Consider the following 18856-nt stretch of genomic DNA (forward strand, 5'->3'; position numbering starts at 1 on the left):
CGCGGTGGCCGGGGGTTTCGCTCCGAACGATGGCCCCCGGCTAATATGGTGTCAACTGTTACCAGTTTGTGCCGCTTTCGCCTCCTGCCGGAAGCGGTGGAGCAGGGGTTCGGTATAGCCATTGGGCTGATCAAGGCCCTCGAAGACGAGCGCGCGGGCGGCGCGATAGGCAAGGCTGGTTGCTTCGTGCCCTGCCATCGGCCGATAGTGCTGATCGGACGCATTCTGCGCATCGACCTTGGCCGCCATCTTCACAAAGGCGGCATCGACCTCGGCGGGCGTTGCGATGCCGTGGAGCATCCAGTTCGCCATATGTTGCGAGCTGATCCGCAGGGTCGCGCGATCTTCCATCAGGCCGATGTCATGAATGTCCGGCACCTTCGAGCAGCCGACGCCCTGATCGATCCAGCGCACGACATAGCCGAGAATGCCCTGCGCATTGTTCTCGAGCTCGTCGCGGATCTCGTCGGGGGACCAGTTATGGCCGTGTGCCAGCGGGATCGTCAGAAGCTTCTCGAGCGGCGTGACGGGCTCGCTCTGTCGTGCCGCCTGCCGCGCGAAGACGTCGACGCGGTGGTAATGCGTCGCGTGGAGCGTCGCCGCAGTGGGTGAGGGGACCCATGCGGTGTTGGCGCCGGTCATCGGGTGGGCGATCTTCTGGTCGAGCATGTCGGCCATGCGATCGGGCGCGGCCCACATGCCTTTGCCGATCTGAGCGCGACCGCTGAGGCCACAGGCGAGGCCGATCTGGACATTGCGATCCTCATAGGCGGCGATCCAGGCGCTGGCCTTCATCTCGCTCTTGCGGATCATCGGTCCGGCGCGCATCGCGGTGTGCATCTCGTCACCCGTGCGATCGAGGAACCCCGTGTTGATGAACACGATGCGGTCCTTCACCGCGGCGATACAGGCGGCCAGATTGGCCGAAGTGCGGCGTTCCTCGTCCATCACGCCGACCTTGATCGTGTGGCGGTCGAGGCCGAGCAGATCCTCGACCGCGTCGAACAGCCGATTGGTGAAGCCCGCTTCGTCGGGGCCGTGCATCTTCGGCTTGACGATGTAGATCGAACCCTGGCGGCTGTTCCGGAAGCGACCGGTGCCGTTCAGATCGTGCAGCGCGATCAGCGCGGTCACGATCCCGTCGAGAATGCCCTCGGGCGCCTCTGTCCCATCGGGCAGATGGATCGCGGGCGTGGTCATCAGATGGCCGACATTGCGGACGAACAACAAGCTTCGTCCCGGCAGGACGATCTCCGACCCGTCCTGCGCGATGTAGCGCCGGTCGTCCTCCAGCGACCGGGTCAGCGTCCGGCCTCCCTTGTCGAACTGCGCCTCCAGATCGCCCTTCATCAGGCCCAGCCAATTGGCATAGGCCGCAACCTTGTCGTCGGCGTCGACCGCGGCAACCGAATCCTCGAGGTCGACGATCGTCGTGAGCGCGGATTCGAGCCGGACATCGGCAAGTCCGGCGGGGTCGGACGCGCCGATCGGATGGTCGCGATCGATGACAAGTTCGATATGCAGGCCATTGTGGCGCAACAGAACCGTGCTGCCGGCATGGCCGCGGAGCTGATCCGGTTGTGCCAGCACGGGCGGGCTGCCGTCCCAATCGGTCCATGAGCCCGACGCAAGCGGCACGCTGGAATCAAGGAACGCCTTGGCCCAGGCGATAACCTGCGCACCGCGGTCCGGATCATAACCCCGACCGGACGGCGTTCCGGGGATCACGTCGGTGCCATAGAGCGCGTCGTACAGGCTGCCCCAGCGTGCGTTTGCGGCGTTGAGAACGAACCGGGCATTGAGGATCGGCACGACCAGCTGCGGGCCTGCCAGCCGTGCCACCTCGTCATCGACGCGGGTCGAGGTCGCCACAAACGGCGCAGGCTCCTCAACGAGATAACCGATCTCACGGAGGAAGCGCGCCTGGGCATCCGGATCGACGGGGCGGCCGCCAAGCGTCCCGTACCAGGCGTCGATCTTCGCTTGCAGCGCGTCGCGGTGGGCAAGCAGCGCGCGATTTTCAGGTGCGAAGCGGGCGTAGATGTCGGCCATTCCGGACCAGAAGGCGGACGGGTCGACCCCCGTGCCGGGCAGCGCCTGGTCATCGAGGAACCGTGCCAGCGGTGCGGCTACACGCAGCCCCGCCTTGTCGATCATGCCGTCTGACGTCGCGGTCATCGCTCTCTCCCTATCTGACGATCATCCTATACGACCGCCAGGCTGTTCGGTAGACGATCAAGTGTTGAAGCTGTCGATCACTGGGGGAATGAATGGATCCGGATGCAGCCTTGTTTGTCGACGTCGTCGCGGCGGGAAGCCTGAGCGGAGCTGCCCGCTTGCGCGGCATCTCTCCGGCGATGGTATCGAAACGGATCGTCCGGCTAGAGACGCGGCTCGGCGTGCGCCTGCTCAATCGTACGACACGGCGGCTCGAGCCGACGGCGCGAGGCGAGCGGTATCACGCGGACATGGTCGCGATCCTTGCCGCGATCCGGGAGGCCGAGGGGCGGGTCGGCGACCGCGCCGCCGGGCCGAGCGGTCCGCTCCGCGTCAGCGCGCCGACGTCGTTCGGGCGCTTGCATATCGCGCCGAGGCTCAAGCCCTTTCTCGATGCACATCCCGACATTGCGCTAGAACTGAACCTGTCGGACGGCTTTTCGGACCTGCTCGGCGAGGGTATCGACCTCGCAATCCGGATCGCGCCGACGGTCGAGCCAGGTTTTGACGCGCACCGGCTGGGCGACAGCCGCCGGGTCCTGTGCGCCGCACCCGCCTATCTCGAAATGGCGGGAATTCCCGGCAGCGCGGCGGCGCTGGGTGACCATCGGCTGCTCGCGGCGCGCGGGCAGATGCCGTGGCGGCTGACGGGGTCTGACGGCGATTTCACGATCGATGCCGCGAGCCACGTGCGCACGAATTCGAGCGAGGTCGTGAGAGAACTCGCGCTGTCGGGCGTGGGGATCGCGCTGCGGTCGCTGTGGGACGTCAGCAGTGATCTGGCGGCGGGGCGGCTCGTTCGCGTCCTGCCGGCGATCGAGGGGAGCGCGGATGTGGGGATCTTCGCGCTGCACCCGCGCGGCGCAGTGCCGTCGTCGGTTGTCGCACTGCTCGACTATTTACGGACGCTGTGGACACCGTCACCGCCCTGGGCCGGCTGATCGAGCGCGCTGGTCACCGCGTCGATCCGACGGAGCATCGCCGTGAACGCGGCGACTTCGGCCGGATCGAACTGGGCAAAGATCCGCGCCTCCAGATCGCGCGCCTTGGGTGCGACCGCAGCGTAAAGCGTGCGGCCGGCATCGCTGAGCATCAACAGGTGCGAGCGACGGTCGCTGGCATTGGCGCGCCGTTCGAGAAGGCCGCGCTCGACCAACGCAATGGCCGCGCGGCTTACCGTAACCTTGTCCATGCGCGTACGATGACCGATCTCCGCCTGCGTGATTCCGCCGGTTTCAGCGATGACGGCGATCAGCCGCCATTCGGGGATCGAGAGGCCGAACAGCGACTCATAGCTGCGCGCGATCGTGTCGCTGACGAGGTTCGAGGTGAACGACAGCCGGAACGGGATGAAGTCGTCGAGCAGCAGTGGGCGGTCGGATGAAGCGGTCATGGCCCGGGATAGTATCAGTTGACACGATCTGCGTAAACGCGCAGTTGGTATCCAACGATACTATAAAGCTGTGAGAGGCTGTCGCATCATGGAGCATATGGACGTCAACCCGATGGGGTTGGATGGTTTCGAGTTCTGCGAGTTCACATCGCCCGATCCGGCGGCGATGGGCAAACAGTTCGAGCAATTGGGTTTCGTGCCCGCGTCCCGGCATCCGACCAAGGCAGTGACCCGCTACAAACAGGGTCGCATTAACCTTTTGCTCAACGCTGAACCGACGGGGCAGGCCGCGACGTTCCGCGCCGACCATGGTCCTTCGGCGAACGGCATGGCGTTCCGTGTTGCGGACGCCAAGGCGGCCTTCGACGCTGCGCTGGCACGGGGCGCGAAGACGGCCGATGCGTCGCTCGGTGCGCTGGGCGACGAGAGCTACGCGCTGGAGGGGGTCGGCGGATCGCTGCTCTATCTTGTTGACCGTCATGGCGGCGCTGGCAGCCTGTACGATGCCTGGGATCAAATCCCGGGCGCGGCGGAGGCCGAGGCGGAGAATTCGGTCGGTCTCGATCTGCTCGACCATCTCACGCACAACGTAAAACGCGGCCAGATGCGGACCTGGTCGACCTTTTACGGCCAGATTTTCGGGTTCGAAGAGCAAAAATATTTCGACATCAAGGGCAAGGCGACGGGCCTGTTCAGCCAGGCGATGATCGCGCCCGATCGCGCGATCCGGATCCCGCTGAACGAGAGCCAGGACGACCACAGCCAGATCGAGGAGTTCATCCGCGATTATAATGGCGAAGGCATCCAGCATCTCGCGCTGACCACCGACGATATCTACACGACGGTCGAGAAACTGCGCGCGCGCGGCGTGCGGCTGCAGGACACGATCGAGACCTATTACGAACTGGTCGACAAGCGCGTGCCGAACCATGGCGAGGATCTCGAGCGGCTGCGGCGCAACCGGATCCTGCTCGACGGCAATGTCGGTGAGGAGGGGCTGCTCCTCCAGATCTTCACCGAACCGCTGTTCGGGCCGATCTTTTTCGAGGTCATCCAGCGCAAGGGTAATGAGGGGTTCGGCAACGGCAACTTCCAGGCGCTGTACGAATCGATCGAACTCGACCAGATCCGGCGTGGGGTGATCACGGTCGACGCGTGACGACGTCATGACGGACATGCAGGGCGAGCCTAGCGACGGCAATGTCGTGAGCGATACTCCGTCGTCGGTGCGGCTGTTCGCCACGCCGGCCGGGATTGCGCTCGGGTCGATCGAGGCGATCGCACCCGGCCAGTCGAGAGGCTATGTCGTGCAGATGCGCGCGGGGCGGTTCCACGGTTTTGCGGTTCGGCGCGGTGACGGGGTCGTCGGCTATGTCGACCGCTGCCCGCACGCCGGACTGCCACTGGCGCGCACCCTCGACGACTATCTGAGCCCGAATGGCGACCTGATCGTCTGTGGGTGGCATTCCGCACTGTTCAGGATCGACGATGGCCGCTGCGTCGGCGGTCCCTGCATGGGGCAAGCGCTTGCGGTCTGGCCGATCACGGTCGTAGACGGCGTGATCACGACGCTTGGTGCGACAGCTGCGGTCTCTGACCCCCCTGAGCATCGGGCGAGAACGGTGAAGAGAGCAGCCCGGCAAGCCACGGGAATAATACGGTAAGGAGAGTTTCGTGACGCCAGATTTCGACTTCGCGCTGGGCGAAGCCGCGGACATGATCCGCGACACGACGCAGCGTTTTGCGAAGGAGAAGATCACTCCGCTGGCTGCGAAGATCGATGCGGAGGATTGGTTTCCCCGCGAGCTCTGGCCGGCAATGGGCGAGCTGGGGCTTCACGGCATCACCGTCGAGGAAGAGTATGGCGGGCTCGGGCTCGGCTATCTCGAGCATGTCGTTGCGGTCGAGGAAGTATCGCGCGCATCGGCGTCGATCGGCTTGAGCTATGGCGCGCATTCCAACTTGTGCGTCAATCAGATCCGCCGCTGGGGCAATGCCGAGCAAAAGGCGAAATATCTGCCCAAGCTGGTGTCGGGCGAGCATGTCGGAAGCCTCGCGATGTCCGAAGCCGGGGCGGGATCCGACGTCGTGTCGATGAAGTTGAAGGCGGTGAAGACCGAGAGTGGCTATGTGCTGAACGGCACCAAGTTCTGGATCACCAACGCGGCCTATGCCGATACGCTCGTCGTCTATGCGAAGACGGGGGAGGGATCGAAGGGGATCACCGCCTTCCTGATCGAGAAGGACATGCCGGGATTCGCGATCGGGCAGAAGATCGACAAGATGGGCATGCGGGGATCCCCGACCGCCGAGCTTGTCTTCACCGATTGCCACGTGCCGTTCGACGCGGTGATGGGCCCGGAGAATGGCGGCGTCGGCGTGCTGATGTCGGGCCTCGACTATGAGCGCGCGGTGCTCGCGGGCATTCAGCTCGGCATCATGCAGGCCTGTCTCGACGTGGTCATCCCCTATGTCCGCGAACGCAGGCAGTTCGGGACCGCGATCGGGCAGTTCCAGCTGATCCAGGCGAAGGTCGCGGACATGTATGTCGCGTTGAGTTCTGCACGTGCCTATGTCTATGCCGTCGCGCGGTCCTGCGATGCGGGCAAGACGACGCGGTTCGACGCGGCGGGCGCGATCCTGCTGGCGAGCGAGAGCGCGGTGAAGGTCTCGCTGGAATCGATCCAGGCTCTGGGTGGTGCGGGCTATACCAAGGACTGGCCGGTCGAGCGCTTCATGCGCGACGCCAAGCTGCTCGATATCGGCGCGGGGACGAACGAGATTCGCCGGATGCTGATCGGACGCGAACTGATCGGTGCCGCGCCCAAGGTGATGCAATGAGCGTGCGGATCAGGTCGCGGCGGGGTGAACGGTGAGCGGTCCCGTCCTCGATACGAAGCTGTCGGTCGACGCCGAGACGTTCCAGGCGAATGCGGCGCACAACCGCGCACTCGCCCAGCGCCTGCGTGACGACGTTGCGCGCGTAGCGCTCGGCGGGGACGCCCGGTCGCGCGACCGCCACGTTGCGCGTGGCAAGCTGCTTCCACGCGACCGGGTCGAGCGCTTGCTCGATCCGGGTTCGCCCTTTCTCGAGATCGGTCAGCTCGTCGCTAATGGCCTGTATGACGATGCGGTGCCCGGCGCGGGGGTGATTGCGGGGATCGGCCGCGTTGCCGGGCGGCAGTGCATGATCCTGTGCAACGACGCGACGGTAAAGGGGGGGACCTATTTCCCGCTGACCGTCAAGAAACACCTGCGAGCGCAGGAAATCGCACAGGAAAACCGCCTGCCCTGCATCTATCTCGTCGATAGTGGCGGGGCGAACCTGCCCCATCAGGCGGAGGTGTTTCCCGATCGCGAGCATTTCGGCCGGATCTTCTACAATCAGGCGCAGATGTCGGCGCTGGGGATACCGCAGATCGCGTGTGTGATGGGGAGCTGCACTGCGGGCGGCGCCTATGTCCCGGCCATGTCCGACGAGACGATCATCGTCCGCGGGCAGGGCACGATCTTTCTTGCTGGGCCGCCGCTGGTCAAGGCGGCGACGGGCGAGGTGATTTCCGCGGAGGACCTCGGCGGCGCGGACACGCATGGACGGCGGTCGGGCGTCGTCGATCATGTCGCGGAATCGGACGACCACGCGCTGACGATCGTTCGCGACATCGTCTCGACCTTGCCGCCACAGGTCCCTGTCACGGTGAACCGGCAACCGGCGCGCGCCCCGAAATACGACGCCGAGGGGCTTTACGGTGTCGTGCCGTCCGATGTGCGGGCACCGTATGACGTACACGAAGTGATCGCACGGCTGGTCGATGGCAGCGAATTCCATGCGTTCAAGGCGCTCTATGGTACCTCGCTGGTGTGCGGGTTCGCACATATCCACGGGCTCCCCGTCGCGATCCTTGCCAACAACGGCGTCCTGTTCAGCGAAAGCGCACAGAAGGGCGCGCATTTCATCGAGCTCGCCTGCCAGCGCAAGGTACCGCTGCTGTTCCTCCAGAACATCTCGGGTTTCATGGTCGGCGGGAAGTATGAGGCGGAAGGCATTGCCAAACATGGTGCAAAGCTCGTGACGGCAGTCGCGACCGCGACCGTGCCGAAGATCACGGTGCTGATCGGCGGCAGTTTCGGCGCCGGCAATTACGGCATGTGCGGACGCGCCTACTCGCCGCGCTTCCTGTTCAGCTGGCCGAACAGCCGGATCAGCGTGATGGGCGGCGAACAGGCGGCCTCGGTCCTCGCCACCGTTCACCGCGACGCGGACGACTGGACGGCGGAGGAAGCCGAAGCGTTCAAGGCGCCGGTTCGTCAGAAATATGAGGACGAGGGGAATCCCTGGTACGCGACCGCGCGGCTGTGGGACGACGGAATCATCGATCCCGCGCAGACCCGCGACGTTCTCGGCCTCGCGCTCGCCGCGACGCTCAACGCTCCCATCGCCGAACGCCCCGCGTTCGGTGTATTCAGGATGTAAGCCGATGATCCTGCTATCGTTTCTGCTGGCCGCGGGTCAAATCACACCGGTCCAGCCGATCGTCAAAGGGACCGGCCTGCCGCCAGCCGTGGTGACCGAGGAGGCCGGCGTCATGGTGCCGATCGACGCGATGTTCGCCGCGTTGGCCGCCCGCGATGGCCAGGCACTGCTCGCACAGGTGCGTCCAGAGGGTGGCGCTACGGCAGTAGAAGAAAAGCCCGACGGCACGCGCACCATCCGCCGGACCGCCTGGTCCGACTTCGCCGCCGGTCTGAAGCCCGGGCCGGAGCGATATGCGGAACGCCTGACGGATCCCGCCGTGGATATCGATGGCGATATCGCGATGGTATGGTCGCCCTATGTCTTCACCATCGACGGCCGGGTGGCGCATTGCGGGACCGACCATTTCGACATGGTGCGCGAAGCGGGCCGGTGGAAGATCCTCAACATCACCTGGTCGAAGCGGACCAACGGATGCCCCGCGCAATGATCGAATCACTGCTCATCGCCAATCGTGGCGAGATCGCCTGCCGCATCATCCGCACAGCTCGGGCGTTGGGAATCCGCACGATCGCGGTCTATTCCGATGCCGATGCGGGCGCGCTGCATGTCCGGCACGCTGACGAGGCGGTGCATATCGGTGCGAGCCCGGCGCGCGAGAGCTATCTGGTCGGAGAACGGATCATCGCCGCCGCGCTCGCCACCGGCGCCGAGGCAATTCATCCGGGGTACGGGTTCCTGTCCGAGAATGCGGACTTCGCGCAGGCCGTGCTCGACGCAGGGATCCTGTGGGTTGGCCCCGATCCCGACAGCATCCGCGCGATGGGGCTGAAGGATGCCGCGAAGCAGCGGATGATGGCGGCCGGCGTCCCGGTGACACCGGGCTATCTGGGGGAAGACCAGTCGCCCGATCGGCTCCAGCGCGAGGCGGATGCCATCGGCTACCCCGTCCTGATCAAGGCCGTTGCGGGCGGCGGCGGCAAGGGTATGCGCCGCGTCGACGCGTCCGCCGACTTTGCCGACGCGCTCGCTTCGTGCCAGCGCGAAGCTTCCGCATCCTTCGGCAATACCGACGTGCTGATCGAGAAATATATCCTGTCACCGCGGCATATCGAAGTGCAGGTGTTCGGCGATCGGCAAGGCAACGTCGTCCATCTGTTCGAACGTGACTGTTCGTTGCAGCGCCGGCATCAGAAGGTGATCGAGGAGGCCCCGGCGCCCGGCATGGATGATACGACGCGCGCGGCGATCTGCGCGGCGGCGGTGCGCGCGGCACAGGCCGTGAACTATGTCGGCGCGGGTACGATCGAGTTCATCGCCGATGCGAGCGAAGGCCTGCGCGCCGATCGGATCTGGTTCATGGAAATGAACACCCGGTTGCAGGTCGAGCATCCCGTCACCGAGGAAATCACCGGACAGGACCTTGTCGAGTGGCAGCTGCGGATTGCCAGCGGCGAGGCGTTGCCGCTGCAGCAGCATGATCTTGCGATCCGCGGCTGGGCGATCGAGGCCCGGCTCTATGCGGAGGATCCCGCCAAGGGTTTCCTGCCGTCGATCGGGCGGCTCGAGGCGTTCGATCTGGATGATGCGACGCGGGTCGATACGGGTGTCGAACAGGGGGCGGACATCTCGCCTTATTATGACCCGATGATCGCCAAGGTGATTGCCTGGGGCGACACGCGTGAAGCCGCGCGCGAGACGTTGGCGGAGGCGCTGGACAAGGCGGTCGTCTGGCCGGTCCGGTCGAATGCGGGGTTTCTCGTCCAGGCGCTCGACCATCCGGAATTTGTCGCGGGAACGCTCGATACCGGGCTGATAGCCCGCGAAGGTGCGGCGCTGATGCCCCCGGCGCAGCCCAGCGAGGAAGCGCTGATCGAGGCCGCGCGCGCGCTCGTACGCGTCGAACCGATGGCGGGCTTTCGCCTCAACGCGGCACCTTTGAAGACGGCGCGGTTCCTGCTCGACGACGACACCGTGACGATCGATCTCGACGGTCGCGGCGTCCATGAACCGGTCGATGCCGCCCTCGTTTCCGATGCCGGGCAGACCTGGCAGTTGCGGCCCTGGCGTGCGTCTGGCGCGGCGATGGGGGCGGCAGCTGATGGCGCGATCTTGTCACCGATGCCGGGACGGATCATCGCGGTCGACGTGGCTATCGGGGACCGTGTCGCAAAGGGGCAGAAGCTCGTGACGCTGGAGGCGATGAAGATGGAGCATTCGCTCATCGCGCCGTTCGACGGGACGGTCGCCGAACTGGCCGCGATCGAAGGCGGGCAGGTGAACGATGGCATGGTGCTCGCGCGTATCGAGAAGGATGACTGATGGCCGGCCGCTATTTCGACCAATGGGCGGTTGGCGACCGGATCGTCCATGAGATCCGCCGCACCGTCACGGAGACGGACAACCTCCTGTTTTCGACGATGACGCACAATACGCAGCCGCTGCACCTCGATGCGGAGGCGGCGAAGGCGAGCGAATTCGGCCAGATCCTCGTCAACGGCACCTTCACCTTCGCGCTGATGGTCGGATTGTCGGTGGGGGACACGACGCTCGGGACGCTCGTCGCCAATCTCGGTTATGACAAGCTCGTGCATCCGAAACCCGTCTTCATCGGCGACACGATGCGCGCCGAGACCGAGGTCGCCGAGCTTAAGCCCAGCCGGTCACGCCCGAACGCCGGGATCGTCACATTCATGCACCAGCTGATCAACCAGCGTGACGAGATCGTCTGTCGGTGCCTCCGCTCGGCACTGCTGCTGCGGACGCCGGCATGAGGTTGCGCTCGCTGCTGTTCGTGCCCGCAGACCGGCCCGAGCGTTTTGCGAAGGCCGCAGCGAGCGGGGCCGATGCCATCATCCTCGATCTGGAGGACTCGGTCGCGCTCTCCCGCAAGGCCGTTGCCCGCGAGGCGGTCCGGGCCGCGTTGCAGGACCACACCGACGTCGTGCGGATAGTCCGGATCAATCCCGTCGACTCCGGGTGGCTGGACGACGATCTCGCTGCCGCGAGGGGCGCCGATGCGATCATGCTGCCCAAGGCGACCGGACCCGCGACCGTCCTCGCGCTGGTCGAGGCTTATGGCGATGACTGTCCGCCGATCCTACCGATCGCGACCGAAGTGCCCGCCGCGATCTTCACACTGGGCGAATATGCGCGGGTCGGCGACCGGTTATGTGGCCTGACTTGGGGCGCCGAGGACCTGCCCGCGGCGATCGGCGCAGCGACCAGTCGGGAGGACGACGGGTCCTATACCGAACCCTATAAGCTCGTCCGATCGCTGCTGCTGTTCGGCGCGCATGCGGCGGACGTCGCGGCGATCGAGACGGTCTATCCCGCAATCGCGGACATTGACGGGTTGGCAGCCTATGCCGCGCGTGGCAGCCGCGACGGCTTTACCGGCATGATGGCGATCCACCCGTCGCAGGTCGCCACGATCAACGCCGCGTTCACGCCGGATGCGGCGACCATTGCACATGCGCACGCCGTCGTCGCTGCGTTTGCAGCGGCTCCCGAGGCGGGCGCGCTGCAGCTTGATGGGCGGATGATCGATGCGCCGCACTTACGTCAGGCGCGGGCGATCCTCGCGCGACTCTAGGCCCATTGGCGGCAGGAATTTTCTGCGCTACCGTCGCCCTGCGAAACCGGTGAAGGCCGGGGTCGCAGATCGCGTCGGTGCCCCTCGGGGCTTCAAAGGGAATGCGGTGCGGGAGGCGGTCCTCCTCATGCCGCGGCTGTCCCTGCAACTGTAAGCGGTGAGTGCGGTGCGCATGTCCCTTCATCATGGGGGGGCGACCACTAGGCCTGAGCGTAAGCGCAGGGCTCGGGAAGGTCGCGTACCGGGCGTCGACCCGCGAGCCAGGAGACCTGCCGGCGCTCGGTCGCTCTTGCCATGGTCCAGGGGATGACCGCGGCACGGTACTCCGTCTGAGCGACGAACCATGCGGCGGGGGCCGCATCGGCGCGCGTGGCGGGTGCGGTTCGGCGTACACCCCAAGCGTTGCGCCGGCTGTCCGTGGCATCGGACGGCAGGCCCCGGCCGGTCGCTCGTGACGCCGGGGGTATCGTTTCATGACCAGAGTTTTCGTTTCGCTTGCGGCGCTCGCGACCGCCACGGCCTTTGCATCGCCGACCGCGGCCGAGCCCGATCCGGTTACTGCGGCGACGGGCGAGGCGGCAGCGGGCGCCGCCGAGCTGGTGATCACCGCATCGCGATCGGGGGACGCGGTTCCCGCCGATCAGCTCGGAGCGTCGGTGACGGTGCTCGACGCCGCCACGCTCGACCAGCGGCAGACCCGGATCGTGTCCGACGTGCTGCGCGACGTCCCCGGACTGGCGGTCAGCCGGACCGGCGCGGTCGGGGGGACGACGCAGGTCCGGATCCGCGGATCGGAGGGCAATCACGTGCTCGTGCTGATCGACGGGATCGAAGTGTCCGATCCCTATCAGGGCGAATATGACTTCGGCACGCTGATTGCCGACGAGGCGGCACGGGTCGAGGTGCTGCGCGGCCAGCAATCGGCGCTGTACGGGTCCGACGCGATCGGCGGCGTCATCCAGTATCTCACGCTCAGCGGCGCGGAGGCCCCGGGCGTATCGCTGCGGGCCGAGGGGGGATCGTTCGGCACGTTTTCGGGCGGCGCCCGGGTCGCGGGCGTGGCGGGCAATCTCGATTACGCGCTATCGAGCTCGACCTACCTCACCGACGGCACGCCGACCGCACGGGGCGGATCGCGCGACATCGGAGCGAAGAGCGTCGGCGCGACGGGCAAGCTCAACTGGTCGCCGACCGACACGCTGAAGGTCACGGGCGTCGGGCGCTATAGCTATACCGATGCCGACAGCAACGACACGGCATTGAGCGGCCCGCAGTTCGGCACGATCGTCGATACGCCAGGCGCGCGCAGCACGGTCGAGGCCTATTACGGGCTCGTCCGGGCCGAGTTGGCGCTGGCGGATGGCCGCTGGACGAATGCGCTCAGCGGCCAGTTTGCCGATACGACACGCCGGGCGCTGGTCGACGATGCCTTGAGCTTTGGCAACAAGGGACGGCGGTACAAGGGATCGTTCGAAAGCGCGTTCCGGTTCGGGACCGATCGCATCCGGCATCGGCTGACCGCCGCGGTCGATGTCGAGCGCGAGCAGTTCCAGACGCTTAGCGCGGCTCCTTCGGAGTTCGTCTTTACGGGACGGCGGCATACCGACAATGTCGGGCTCGTTGGCCAGTATGACGTCGTGATCGACGATGCGCTCGCGATCGGCGGATCGGTGCGGCGTGACGAGAATAATCGGTTCGATGACACCACCACCTATCGCGCGCAGGCGAGCTATCGCTTTGCGACCGGAACGCGGGTGCGCGGCGCCTACGGGACGGGCGTGAAGAATCCCGGCTATTTCGATCTCTTCGGTTATTCCGACGGTCGCTATATCGGCAACCCGAATCTCAAGCCGGAAAAGTCAAAGGGTTGGGAAGCCGGGGTCGAACAGGTTTTCGGGGGGGATCGTGCGACGATCGGCGCGACCTATTTCGACAGTCGCCTGACGAACGAGATCTTCACCACCTATCCCGCCCCCGATTTCGTCGCGACGCCCGGTAACCGCGATACGCGATCGATGCAGCACGGCGTCGAAGTGTTCGCCACCGCCCGGCCGATCGCGCAGCTGCGCTTCGACCTCGCCTATACCTATCTTAAGGCGCGCGAGGACGGGGGCGTGGAGATCCGGCGCCCCAACCATATCGGCAGCGTCAACATGACCGCGTTCAGCCGCGACGAGCGCGCCTCGGCGACCCTCACCGTGCGGTATAACGGCCGGCAGCAGGACGACGCCTATACCGATCCAAGCTATGTCCCGGTCCGCGTCTCGCTCCAGGAATATGTCCTCGTCAACCTGAACGCGGCGTACAAGCTGACGCCCGGGCTGTCGGTTTTCGGTCGGGTCGAAAACCTGTTCGACGAGCGGTACGAGGAGGTGTTCAGCTATGTCGGTCAGGGTCGCGGCGCCTATGCCGGCGTGAAGGCAGCATTCTGATGCGGAGCGAGGCGGAGCACACGGCGCGGATGGCCAAGAAGAAGGTCGTCCAGGACAAGATCGTCGCTGCCAAGACGATCGAAAAGGGCCTGCTCATGGTCCACACCGGGCCGGGCAAGGGTAAGACCACCGCGGCGCTCGGCATGGCGGTGCGGATGATGGGGCATGGGCGAAAGGTCGGGATCGTGCAGTTCGTCAAGGGTGCGATGACGACCGGCGAGAAGGTCATCTTCGACGCCTTTCCCGATCTGGTCGAATTCAAGCCGATGGGCGAGGGCTTTACCTGGGATACGCAGGATCGGGCCCGCGACATCGCAGTGGCGCGCGAAGGGTGGGACGAGGTCCGCCGGATGATCGCCGACCCGAGCTATGCGATGGTCATTGCCGACGAGATCAACATCGTCCTGCGCTATGACTATCTGCCACTCGACGAGGTGCTTGCGGGGTTCGCGGCGCGACCGGCGATGACGCATGTCGTGGCGACGGGGCGCAACGCGCCCGATGCTTTGGTTGCCGCGGCGGATCTCGTCACCGAGATGGGGCAGGTCAAGCATCCGTTCCGGGGTGGGGTCAAGGCCCAGGCCGGCGTCGAGTTCTAACGGCCGCGGCGAGGAACCGCCGGACGCGGCGTGCGCAACTGCGCTGAAAGGCTTTGCGCGGCCAGCACATAGGCGGGACCTCCGCAGACGGTCCACGCCTCGGGGATGCGCATACGGGGGATCCCGTCGAGAATCGGATGATGCAGCATCTCGGTGCCCTGATCGGTCACGCGGTCGGTGGCGCTCTCGACGATTAGATAGTCCGGGCGTGCCAGCGCCATCTGTTCGAGCGAGAGCTGCGATAGCGCCGGTTTGCCGAGCCGGGTCGCGAGATTGGCAAGCCCGAGACGCTGCATCAGTTCGTCGACGAGCGTGCCGGTGCCGGTCAGGAAACCCCGACGCTGATAATAGGCCGCCGTACGACCTCCCGGCGCGCGCGGCAATCGTGCGAGCGCGGCGTCCATCCGGTGGATCAGCGTTTCGCCGCGATCGCGGTGGCCGATGGCGGCGGCGACCTGACGGACTTGCAAAACGATCGCGGCATAGCTGTCCGCGGGGGGCAGATCGAGCGTCGCGACGTTCCGGCCGGCGAGAATGGCCGTGACCGTCTGGCGTCGGAACGGCGAGGCGATCACCAGATCGGGGTGCAGCATCAGCACGTCTTCCGCGCTGCCGCGGCTGACGGGCATGGTACGCGCGGCGTTGGCGGCCGCGGACATGTTCGGATCGCGTGCGAACCGGGTGAGCGCGACAATCTGCGCGGGGTCGGCGAGCGCCAGAAGATATTGGTCCGCGCACAGGTTGAGCGAAACGATACGCCGCGGCGGTCTAGGCGGCGCCGCCGCGGCGGGTGCGCCGGCGGCAGCGATCATCAGGATGGTCAGGAGACGGCGGCCGCGCATGCGCAAAGCCCTGCCGCAGCGGCCGCTTATGCGCTAGGCGGAAATCGATGCGGTGGGATCTGGCACTATGGAACGCGTGACGCGTGCGCGATTGGTCGGTGGCCTCGCGCTGCTTGCGCTGTTGGCCGGCGCCGCGTCGGTCGCGGTGGGGAGCGCGGCGATCCCGCTGGCGCATGTCGTGCGGGCGCTCAGCGGGCAGGGCGATCCGATCGAACGCGCGATCCTGTTCGAACTTCGTCTGCCGCGCGCGATCCTCGGGCTCGCGGTCGGCGCGATGCTGGGGCTTTCGGGTGCCGCGCTGCAGGGGTTCCTGCGCAATCCGTTGGCCGAGCCATCGGTGCTGGGTGCGTCGAACGGCGCATCGCTGGGCGCGGTGATCGCGCTGTATTTCGGGCTGGCGGAGCTTCATCCGGCGATGCTGCCGATTGTGGCGATCGCCGGGGCGTTCGCGGCGCTGGGGTTGCTGTTCGTGCTGTCGGCGGGGTCGCAAAGTGCCTTGTCACTGATCCTCGCGGGGATCGCGGTCGGAACGCTGGCCGTCGCGGGGGTCAGCCTTGCGCTCAACCTGTCCCCGAACCCGTTTGCGGCGATGGAGATTATGACTTGGCTGCTTGGGTCGCTCGAAGACCGGTCGTTCAGCCATGTTGCGTTGGCGCTGCCCTGTATCACACTCGGCATGGTGCTGGTCGCCTGGGACGGCCATGCGCTCGACGCGCTGACGCTTGGCGAGGATGGCGCGCGCGCGCTCGGCGTCGATCTGCGTCGGACGCGCATGCGGATGCTGGTCGGGGTGGCGATCGGGGTTGGCGGGGCGGTCGCGGTATCGGGCGCGATCGGGTTCATCGGCCTGATCGTTCCGCATCTCGTCCGGCCGATGACCGATCGTTCGCCATCGGCGATCCTGCTCCCCTCCGCACTGGGCGGGGCAGCATTGCTGACCTTTGCCGACGTGCTGGTCCGGGTGATCCCGACGTCGAACGAACTTAAGCTCGGGGTCGTCACCGCGTTTCTCGGCGTGCCGGTGTTCCTCGTCCACCTGATGCGCGAGCGGCGGCTGTGGTAGCCCTTTCCGCGGACAGCCTCAGCGTCCGCCGTGCAGGGCGGGTTGTGGTCGACGATGTCAGTTTCGCGGCAGAGGGCGGCGCGCTCATCGGGATCGTCGGCCCCAATGGGGCGGGCAAATCGACGCTGGTTCAGGCGCTGCTCGGGCTGGTTTCCGCTACGGGGGCGATCCTGCTCGACGGCGTTCCGCTGGCGGAGCGCTCGCGACGCGAGATTGCGCGGACGGTTGCGTATCTGCCGCAGGGTCAAAGTCTTCATTGGCCGCTGAGCGTCGAACGTCTCGTCGCGCTGGGCCGGTTGCCCCATCTCGCACCGCTGTCCCGCATCTCACGGGACGACCATGCCGCGATTGCCCGTGCGATGGCGGCGGCGGACGTAACCTCGCTTGCCGCGCGTGTCGCGACCGAGATTTCGGGGGGTGAGCGGGCCCGCGTCCTGCTGGCAAGGGCGCTCGCGGTGGAGGCGCCGGCGCTGATCGTCGACGAGCCGCTCGCGTCGCTAGATCCCGCGCATCAGATCGCAGTCATGGAGATCCTGCGGGCGCAAGCTGCACGGGGCGTGCTGGTGATCGCCGTGCTGCATGATCTGGGGCTCGCCGCGCGCTATTGTGATCGCATCCTCGTGCTCGATGCGGGCCGGCTCGTGGCCGACGGCGCGCCCTCCACGGTGCTGACGCCGGCTCGCCTGCGCGAGACCTACGGCGTTCGAGCTTGGTTCGGCTCGGTCGAGGGCGTGCCGGTCGTCGTGCCGCTCACGCGTGACAGCGCGCAGGGCGATTGACCCGGGCCGCTCGCCCGGCCTATCCCTCTGACCGCGACAGGTTCCCCGGCGACGGGGATGAAAAGGGAACGGGAGAACCCCGGCTGCCCCTGCAACTGTAAGCGGCGAGCCATCGTGCCATCATGCCATTGGGATCCCGGTCCCGAGAAGGCGGCGCGAAGGGCTGTGACCCGTGAGCCAGGAGACCTGCCCGTCGCAGTCGTCTTTCGTCCGGCCAGGGTGCGCCGAGCGGACGGGGGTAAACCCGCGCGACGACATAACCAGCCTGCGGCCTGTGCCGCGGGCGCGTATGTCATGGGGTCTTAATGCCAAATCTACTGGTTCCCGCCGAAGACGGGGCGGCCGTCGTCGCCTGCAGCACCTGCCGCGCGTCCACCGATGCGAAGGACGACGCCGAGGGCATGCGCGGCGGTGCGAGACTCGTCGCGGCATTGCAGGCGGTCCAGGCGAGTGATCCGCGCTATGCCGGGATTGCGGTGCAGGCGATGCCGTGCCTGTTCGCGTGCCAAGACTTCTGCACCATCCATGTCCGCGGGCCCGCGAAGATCGGTTATGTGCTGGGGCGCTTCACGCCTGATGAGGAGGCTGCGCGGGCGATCCTTGATTATGCCGTGCTGCATGCGGAGAGTGCGGAGGGGCAGGTGCCGTTTCGGCAGTGGCCTGCGGGGATCAAGGGGCATTTCATCACCCGGACGCCCCCCGCCGGCTATGTCGCGCAGTGACGCTGTTTTCGACGGTCGCGGCGTTCGAGGCGGCGCTGGAGGCCCTTCCTGCGGCGGACGAAGCCGCGCGAGGGGCGGCATCGCGGCGGCAAATACAGTTGACCAAGCCACCCGGATCGCTTGGTCGACTTGAGGACCTCGCAGTCTTCATGGCGGGCTGGCAGGGGCGCGAGCGGCCGCGGTTCGAGCGTGCGCGAGCGGCAATTTTCGCCGGAAATCACGGCGTTGCGGTGCACGGGGTCAGCGCCTTTCCGGTCTCCGTAACCGCACAGATGGTCGAGAATTTCCGCCATGGGGGCGCGGCGATCAATGCGCTGGCGGATGCCGTCGGGCTCGAGCTCGTCATCGCCGACATCGATCTGGAAACCCCTACGGCAGATTTCACGACGGGGCCGGCGATGGACGAAGCCGCGTGTCTTGCCGCACTCAACATCGGCGCCGACGTCGTCGTGCCGGGGCTCGACATGCTTGTCGTGGGTGAGATGGGGATCGGGAATTCCACGTCGGCCGCAGCGCTGTGTCTGCGCAGTTACGGCGGAACCGCCGCGGACTGGGTTGGGCCGGGGACGGGGGTCGATGTGGCGGGAATCTCGCGGAAAATCGCGGTGGTCCAGGCGGGGATCGCGCGACATGGCGATTGCCCGCGTACGCCGTTCGAGACGTTGCGGCGGGTGGGGGGGCGTGCAATCGTCGCGATCGCTGGCGCGGTGGTGGCGGCGCGGCTGGCGGGGGTGCCGGTC

At 66.5% G+C, this 18856-nt stretch carries 18 protein-coding genes and 2 riboswitches; of the genes, 15 read left to right on the plus strand and 3 right to left on the minus strand.

Annotated elements, in window-relative coordinates:
* Positions 1–51 precede the first annotated feature (51 nt).
* Positions 52–2178: a malate synthase G gene (locus GV027_RS01660; RefSeq protein WP_236558999.1), complete on the minus strand. Its 2127-nt coding sequence runs from the start codon at positions 2176–2178 to the stop codon at positions 52–54.
* A gap of 92 nt (positions 2179–2270) precedes the next feature.
* On the opposite strand from GV027_RS01660, the gene GV027_RS01665 reads away from it, so the two are divergent.
* Complete coding sequence (locus tag GV027_RS01665) at positions 2271–3158, plus strand: LysR family transcriptional regulator (RefSeq protein WP_159510759.1); 888 nt, start codon at positions 2271–2273, stop codon at positions 3156–3158.
* Here the strand turns inward: GV027_RS01665 and GV027_RS01670 are convergent.
* Entirely contained in the window at positions 3113–3610 is a 498-nt protein-coding gene (locus GV027_RS01670) for a MarR family winged helix-turn-helix transcriptional regulator (protein WP_159510760.1), read from the minus strand. The genes GV027_RS01665 and GV027_RS01670 overlap by 46 nt on opposite strands.
* An 88-nt stretch (positions 3611–3698) precedes the next feature.
* Between GV027_RS01670 and hppD the strand changes: the two genes are divergently transcribed.
* The 10 genes from hppD to cobO all read left to right on the plus strand — a co-directional run bounded on the left by hppD (position 3699) and on the right by cobO (position 14710).
* Positions 3699–4769: a 4-hydroxyphenylpyruvate dioxygenase gene (gene hppD / locus GV027_RS01675; RefSeq protein WP_159510761.1), complete on the plus strand. Its 1071-nt coding sequence runs from the start codon at positions 3699–3701 to the stop codon at positions 4767–4769.
* A gap of 16 nt (positions 4770–4785) precedes the next feature.
* Complete coding sequence (locus GV027_RS01680) at positions 4786–5274, plus strand: Rieske (2Fe-2S) protein (RefSeq protein ID WP_159512674.1); 489 nt, start codon at positions 4786–4788, stop codon at positions 5272–5274.
* A gap of 10 nt (positions 5275–5284) precedes the next feature.
* Positions 5285–6451, plus strand: a complete 1167-nt coding sequence (locus GV027_RS01685; RefSeq protein WP_159510762.1) for an isovaleryl-CoA dehydrogenase — start codon at positions 5285–5287, stop codon at positions 6449–6451.
* A 31-nt stretch (positions 6452–6482) separates the two neighbouring features.
* Entirely contained in the window at positions 6483–8084 is a 1602-nt protein-coding gene (locus tag GV027_RS01690; protein ID WP_159510763.1) for a carboxyl transferase domain-containing protein, read from the plus strand.
* Between the two features lie 4 nt (positions 8085–8088).
* The gene (locus tag GV027_RS01695) at positions 8089–8574 is read left to right on the plus strand and encodes a nuclear transport factor 2 family protein (protein ID WP_159510764.1); all 486 of its coding nucleotides are present in this window, start codon (positions 8089–8091) and stop codon (positions 8572–8574) included.
* Entirely contained in the window at positions 8571–10406 is a 1836-nt protein-coding gene (locus GV027_RS01700; protein ID WP_159510765.1) for an acetyl/propionyl/methylcrotonyl-CoA carboxylase subunit alpha, read from the plus strand. The genes GV027_RS01695 and GV027_RS01700 overlap by 4 nt, the downstream gene beginning before the upstream one ends.
* On the plus strand, positions 10406–10858 hold the full coding sequence (locus GV027_RS01705) for a MaoC family dehydratase (RefSeq protein ID WP_159510766.1): 453 nt from the start codon (positions 10406–10408) through the stop codon (positions 10856–10858). Before GV027_RS01700 ends, GV027_RS01705 begins: the two co-directional genes overlap by 1 nt.
* Positions 10855–11679 carry an HpcH/HpaI aldolase/citrate lyase family protein gene (locus GV027_RS01710; protein ID WP_159510767.1) on the plus strand — a complete coding sequence of 275 codons (825 nt, stop codon included), beginning with the start codon at positions 10855–10857 and terminating at the stop codon, positions 11677–11679. Before GV027_RS01705 ends, GV027_RS01710 begins: the two co-directional genes overlap by 4 nt.
* A gap of 58 nt (positions 11680–11737) precedes the next feature.
* Positions 11738–11970: riboswitch (cobalamin riboswitch) on the plus strand.
* Positions 11971–12152: 182 nt separating this feature from the next.
* Positions 12153–14111 carry a TonB-dependent receptor plug domain-containing protein gene (locus GV027_RS01715; protein ID WP_159510768.1) on the plus strand — a complete coding sequence of 653 codons (1959 nt, stop codon included), beginning with the start codon at positions 12153–12155 and terminating at the stop codon, positions 14109–14111.
* On the plus strand, positions 14111–14710 hold the full coding sequence (gene cobO, locus GV027_RS01720) for a cob(I)yrinic acid a,c-diamide adenosyltransferase (RefSeq protein ID WP_443029517.1): 600 nt from the start codon (positions 14111–14113) through the stop codon (positions 14708–14710). The genes GV027_RS01715 and cobO overlap by 1 nt, the downstream gene beginning before the upstream one ends.
* Here the strand turns inward: cobO and GV027_RS01725 are convergent.
* Positions 14707–15552, minus strand: coding sequence for an ABC transporter substrate-binding protein (locus tag GV027_RS01725; protein WP_443029518.1), 846 nt, complete (start codon positions 15550–15552; stop codon positions 14707–14709). The two genes, cobO and GV027_RS01725, sit on opposite strands and share 4 nt — an antisense overlap.
* Positions 15553–15619: 67 nt before the next feature.
* Between GV027_RS01725 and GV027_RS01730 the strand changes: the two genes are divergently transcribed.
* The 4 genes from GV027_RS01730 to GV027_RS01745 all read left to right on the plus strand — a co-directional run.
* Entirely contained in the window at positions 15620–16615 is a 996-nt protein-coding gene (locus GV027_RS01730) for a FecCD family ABC transporter permease (protein WP_159510769.1), read from the plus strand.
* Complete coding sequence (locus GV027_RS01735; RefSeq protein ID WP_159510770.1) at positions 16609–17394, plus strand: ABC transporter ATP-binding protein; 786 nt, start codon at positions 16609–16611, stop codon at positions 17392–17394. Before GV027_RS01730 ends, GV027_RS01735 begins: the two co-directional genes overlap by 7 nt.
* Before the next feature lie 21 nt (positions 17395–17415).
* Positions 17416–17602, plus strand: a riboswitch (cobalamin riboswitch).
* Between the two features lie 97 nt (positions 17603–17699).
* A complete protein-coding gene (locus GV027_RS01740; protein WP_056407800.1) occupies positions 17700–18116 on the plus strand; it encodes a DUF1636 domain-containing protein in 417 nt (138 codons plus the stop codon).
* A partial coding sequence (locus GV027_RS01745) for a nicotinate-nucleotide--dimethylbenzimidazole phosphoribosyltransferase (protein WP_159510771.1) occupies positions 18113–18856 on the plus strand: 744 nt, incomplete at its 3' end. The genes GV027_RS01740 and GV027_RS01745, both read left to right, overlap by 4 nt.

The organism is Sphingomonas sp. T1 (assembly GCF_902506585.1).
Lineage (GTDB): Bacteria > Pseudomonadota > Alphaproteobacteria > Sphingomonadales > Sphingomonadaceae > Sphingomonas > Sphingomonas aerolata.